This is a genomic window from Calidithermus terrae (genome assembly GCF_003574345.1).
Taxonomy (GTDB): domain Bacteria; phylum Deinococcota; class Deinococci; order Deinococcales; family Thermaceae; genus Calidithermus; species Calidithermus chliarophilus.
Map to the genome: position 1 here is coordinate 1 of NZ_QXDL01000288.1, position 4,066 is coordinate 4,066.

Consider the following 4,066-nt stretch of genomic DNA (forward strand, 5'->3'; position numbering starts at 1 on the left):
GGCTGAGCCCGGCGGGGGCGGTAGGGGCGGGCCTTGGCCCGCCCCTTCGCCGTTTCGCCGTCCCCGGCCCCCCCTGCGCCTGTGGGGGCGCGGGTGTGGGCGGAACCCCGTGCCGGCGTAGCACCGACATCCGCAAGAGCGTGTAGCCGCCCAGCAGGCGCTCCTTGAGGGGCCCCGCCCGGCCGGGCGGGGCCAGGTGGAGCCGATGCCGTTCAGCCGCTGTAGGGGAAAGCGACGTCACAGGCGGGGTCATCGGGCCCGATTTCGCCCCAGTCGGCGAAATAGACCTCACGCGGCGAGCAGCGCTCGCCGGAGAACCCGTGGGCCTTGAGCCAGCCGGCCACCGCGTCGTAGGCCTTTAAGATGCCGGGGAACTCGACCTGGCTTTTGGTCAGCCGGGTGTAGGCCTCACGGTGGGCAGGCTCGATCCGTACCGCCATCTCGCCCCGGGGCTCGAGGCTGCCCTCGAAGGGGACACAAACCTCTACCGGCCCGTCGGAGTCCTCGTTCACCTCGCCGTGGTAGACCACCAGCCCTGCCCCGCTCATCTTCAGGCCCGACGCCGTGAGGTGGGCGTGCATGGCGTCGAAGGCTTCGCTGATGAAGGGCGACAGTTCTTTGACGTACACCTTGCGTTGGATACACAGCACCTTCTGCGCGGGCACTTCCCGGGTCCTGACCTCGTACATGGTTTCTCCTCTCCCCTCGAGGTAGTCCTCGAGGTAGTGAACGAGCCGCCGCTTGGTCCTCACGTCCCCCTCGACCCCGGCCCAGTAGCGGGCGATGGCCCGGGCGGCCTCCGCGCCGCGGAGCTCGAGCACCTCCGCGATGCGGTCGAGCGGCAGCTCGAGCTGCCGCAACAGGCCGATGAGCCGGGCGCGCTCGAGCTGCTGCTCGAGGTAGTAGCGGTAGCCCGACTCCGGGTCGGTCCGGGCGGGGGGCAGCAGGCCCATCGCGTCGTACAGCCGCAGGGCCTTGAGCGACAGCCGGCTCCTGCGGGCGAACTCGCCGATGCTCATGTGCTGGGGAGGAGCTTTGGTCTCGTTCACGGCAAGCAGTGTGGGGCCTTCCCGAAGGGCAGAGTCAAGCCGGCGGTTTTGGATTAAGGCCCATCCACCTTAAGGTGGGGCTTCCTCAACCACATGGGCATTTTGGCCCCTCAGTCCGGCTTCAGCTTAGGCCGGTTCTCGGCTTTTTCACAACCGTGCCACGAAACTGCCATGAGACGGGCCAAGCATGGGGCTTAGGAAGAAACCCGGGCCCGGGCTTCCGAAACGAAAGCGCAGGAGGAGAATACGTGAAAAAAGGCATGCATTTGTGGACGGTCTCGGCCCTGCTGGCTGTAGGGGGCGCATTCGCCCAGGGGCAGGCCCCGGCCCAACCCGCGCAACCCGCCCAACCTGAGCAGACCCAGAACGTAGGGCAAAAAGGAGTGTCCAAGCTGGCCCTGCGCCTGATGGCCCTGCAGAAGCTCGCCGCCAGTGCCGAGGGGGGCCTGAGCCAGGAGCAGGCCCAGAAGATCCTGCCTTACGTCATGGCGATCCGCAGCTCCGCGGCGGTCTGGGACGGGACGGCCGAGTACTACAGCCAGGCCCTCGACCAGATCCTCACCGAGGAGCAGCGCAAGGCCCTCGAAGCCGGGGCGGCCCCGGCCCACGAGGGCGGCGAGGGCACGGCCACCGGCGAAGCCGGCGCCGGTGAGGGTGCTGGCGAAGGCGGCACCGGGGAAGGCGCGGGTGAAGGCGCTGGCGCCGGCGGCACCGGGGAAGGCGCGGGTGAAGGCGCTGGCGCCGGCGGCACCGAGACCCAGCAGCCCGCCACCGAGCAGGCCACCCAGACCGAAATGCCCACCCTGGCGACCGACGCCCCCAACCCCTTCGCCGCCGAGCCCTACTCCGCGATGCTCGACCAGCTCATCCAGCAACTCCAGGGCCTCGCCCGCGGCACAGGCGGCAACCAGGGCTAGCTCCGGGCAACCTCATAAGCCTCCGTGTTCCACCCGAGGGGAGATTTCTCCCCTCGGTTTTTCTGTTATGGAGCGCCGGTGTAGAGGCCGGAAGTTTAAGCCTTCAGCTTTCCGCCGTCAGCAAATGGCGCGTGGTCCGCGGTTCGTGGCGTGTGGTTACCCCTCCCCGCTGGTGTCAAGGTCAAGGGCGTCTGGCGTTTTGCGTCTCGCGTCTTGCGTCTTGCGTACGACGTACGACGTAGGACGTACGACGTACGCCCCGCATCCCGCGCCCGGCTATCCCCTATCACCCCGCCCAGCATCCAGAAAAGCCATCGGCAACCCCGTAGGCCCCACGATGCGCGAGAGCATGGTCTGGGCGATGGAGCGGGCGTACTGCTTGGCGGCCTCGGCGTTCTCCCCGGCGAAGTGCTCGTCTACGGTGGCGGTGAAGAGCTCGAGCCAGCGCTCGAAGTGCTCAGGCCGCAGGGGCTTGCGGGCGTTGAGCACGAGGTGCTTGTACATCATGCCGCCCTTGTAGGCCCCGGTGCGGAAGAGGATGTTCTCCCAGAAGTCGTGCATGGTGGGGAGGTGGGCCTGCAGGTCGAGCCCCTCGAAGAGGTGGCCGATGAGCGGGTCGCGGGTGGCCTTGCCGTAGAAGGCGTTGACCACGGCGGCGATGTCGGCTCGAGAGGTGATGTCGGGCATGGAGGGCAGCATAGGGCAAGGCGGGGGGTGGCTACAGTGAGCAAAGTCCCTGCTGATGGCTGAACGCCAAACGCAAGACGCCAGACGCCAGACGCCGGTCGTACGTCGTACGTCCTACGTCGTACGCCTTAGCCATTGGCCCTCGACTTTAGACCCTCAACCTCAATACGCCACCTTCAGGCCCTCGAGGTAGCGGAATACGTTCTTGGGCATGTACCTGAAGTCCTGGGGCAGCAGGCGCAATCCGGGGAGGCGCTCCAGCAGCACCCGCAGGGCGGTTTGGAGCTCGACGCGGGCCAGCGGGGCGCCGATGCAGTAGTGCAGCCCGGCGCCGAAGGCCAGGTGGGGGTTGGGGTTGCGGGTGATGTCGAAGGCCTCGGGGTCGCGGAAGACGGCGGGGTCGTGGTTGGCGGAGGCGTAGTAGAGCACGAGCTTGGTGCCGCGCTCCCAGCGCTGTCCCTTGTACTCCAGGGGCTCGAGGACGTAGCGCTCGAAGAACTGCAGCGGGGTGTCGTAGCGCATCATCTCCTCGACGGCGGTGGGGATGAGGCTGGGGTCGGCCTTGAGGCGGGCGTAGGCTTCGGGGTGGGAGAGCAGGGCCTTCATGCCGTTGCCCATGACGTTGACCACCGCCTCGTGGCCCGCGTTGAGCAAGAGGATGCAGTTGTTGACGAGCTCCTGCTCGCTCAGGCGCTCGGGTTCGCGGTCGTGCACCTGGAGCATGGCGCTGAAGAGGTCGTCGCCGGGCTGCTGGCGCTTGAGGGGGATCATGGCGCGCAGGTAGGCCGCGAACTCCTGGGCGCAGCGGATGGCCTCGGCCTCCATGGCCTCGGTGCGCTCGGGCTCGAACCAGCCGATGATGCCCTTCGACCAGGGCACCAGGTGGTGGCGGTCGGCCTCGGGGATGCCCAGCAGGTCGGCGATGACGGTGACGGGGATGGGCTGGGCGAAGTCGTGGATCAGGTCGGCCTCGCGGGCGGGGCGCTCGAGCAGGCCGTCCACCAGCCGCTCGCACAGGGCGTGGATCTTGCCCGACAGCTCGCGCACGCGCTTGGGGGTGAAGGTCTGGTGGAAGACCTCCTTGATGCGGGTGTGGTCGGGGGGTTCGATCTCGAGGATCGAGCCCACGCGGGTCTGCTCGAACTGCCACTCGTACTCGCCCCACTGCGGGTGGTTGTCCAGCACGCGCCCTAGCTTGCGGTCGCGCAGGAGGGTGTTGACGTCCTCGTAGCGGGTGAGCACGTAGGCGTTCCACTTCTCGAAGAAGAAGATGGGGCTTTGCTCGCGCAGGCGGCGGTAGGTGGGGTAGGGGTTGGTGAGGAAGTCGGGGTCGGTCGGGTCGAAGGCGGTGTTCGTGGTGTTCATGGCTGTGTAGCTAATAGCCTATAGCGGTTGGGGTAAAGGGGATAGGGG

General features: G+C 67.7%; 4 protein-coding genes. 1 reads left to right on the forward strand and 3 read right to left on the reverse strand.

All coding sequences use genetic code 11. The features are described from left to right. Nucleotides 1–212: 212 nt before the first annotated feature. Nucleotides 213–1,049 carry a MerR family transcriptional regulator gene (locus Mterra_RS19435; RefSeq protein WP_218022979.1) on the reverse strand — a complete coding sequence of 279 codons (837 nt, stop codon included), beginning with the start codon at nucleotides 1,047–1,049 and terminating at the stop codon, nucleotides 213–215. 248 nt (nucleotides 1,050–1,297) lie between these two features. Between Mterra_RS19435 and Mterra_RS22600 the strand changes: the two genes are divergently transcribed. Continuing rightward, complete coding sequence (locus Mterra_RS22600; RefSeq protein ID WP_170159751.1) at nucleotides 1,298–1,966, forward strand: hypothetical protein; 669 nt, start codon at nucleotides 1,298–1,300, stop codon at nucleotides 1,964–1,966. A gap of 276 nt (nucleotides 1,967–2,242) precedes the next feature. Here Mterra_RS22600 and Mterra_RS19445 read toward each other — a convergent pair whose 3' ends face one another. Both Mterra_RS19445 and Mterra_RS19450 read right to left on the reverse strand, forming a co-directional pair. Then, the gene (locus Mterra_RS19445) at nucleotides 2,243–2,653 is read right to left on the reverse strand and encodes a group III truncated hemoglobin (protein ID WP_119316629.1); all 411 of its coding nucleotides are present in this window, start codon (nucleotides 2,651–2,653) and stop codon (nucleotides 2,243–2,245) included. 162 nt (nucleotides 2,654–2,815) lie between these two features. Continuing rightward, nucleotides 2,816–4,018, reverse strand: coding sequence for a cytochrome P450 (locus tag Mterra_RS19450; protein WP_119316630.1), 1,203 nt, complete (start codon nucleotides 4,016–4,018; stop codon nucleotides 2,816–2,818). Nucleotides 4,019–4,066: the final 48 nt, after the last annotated feature.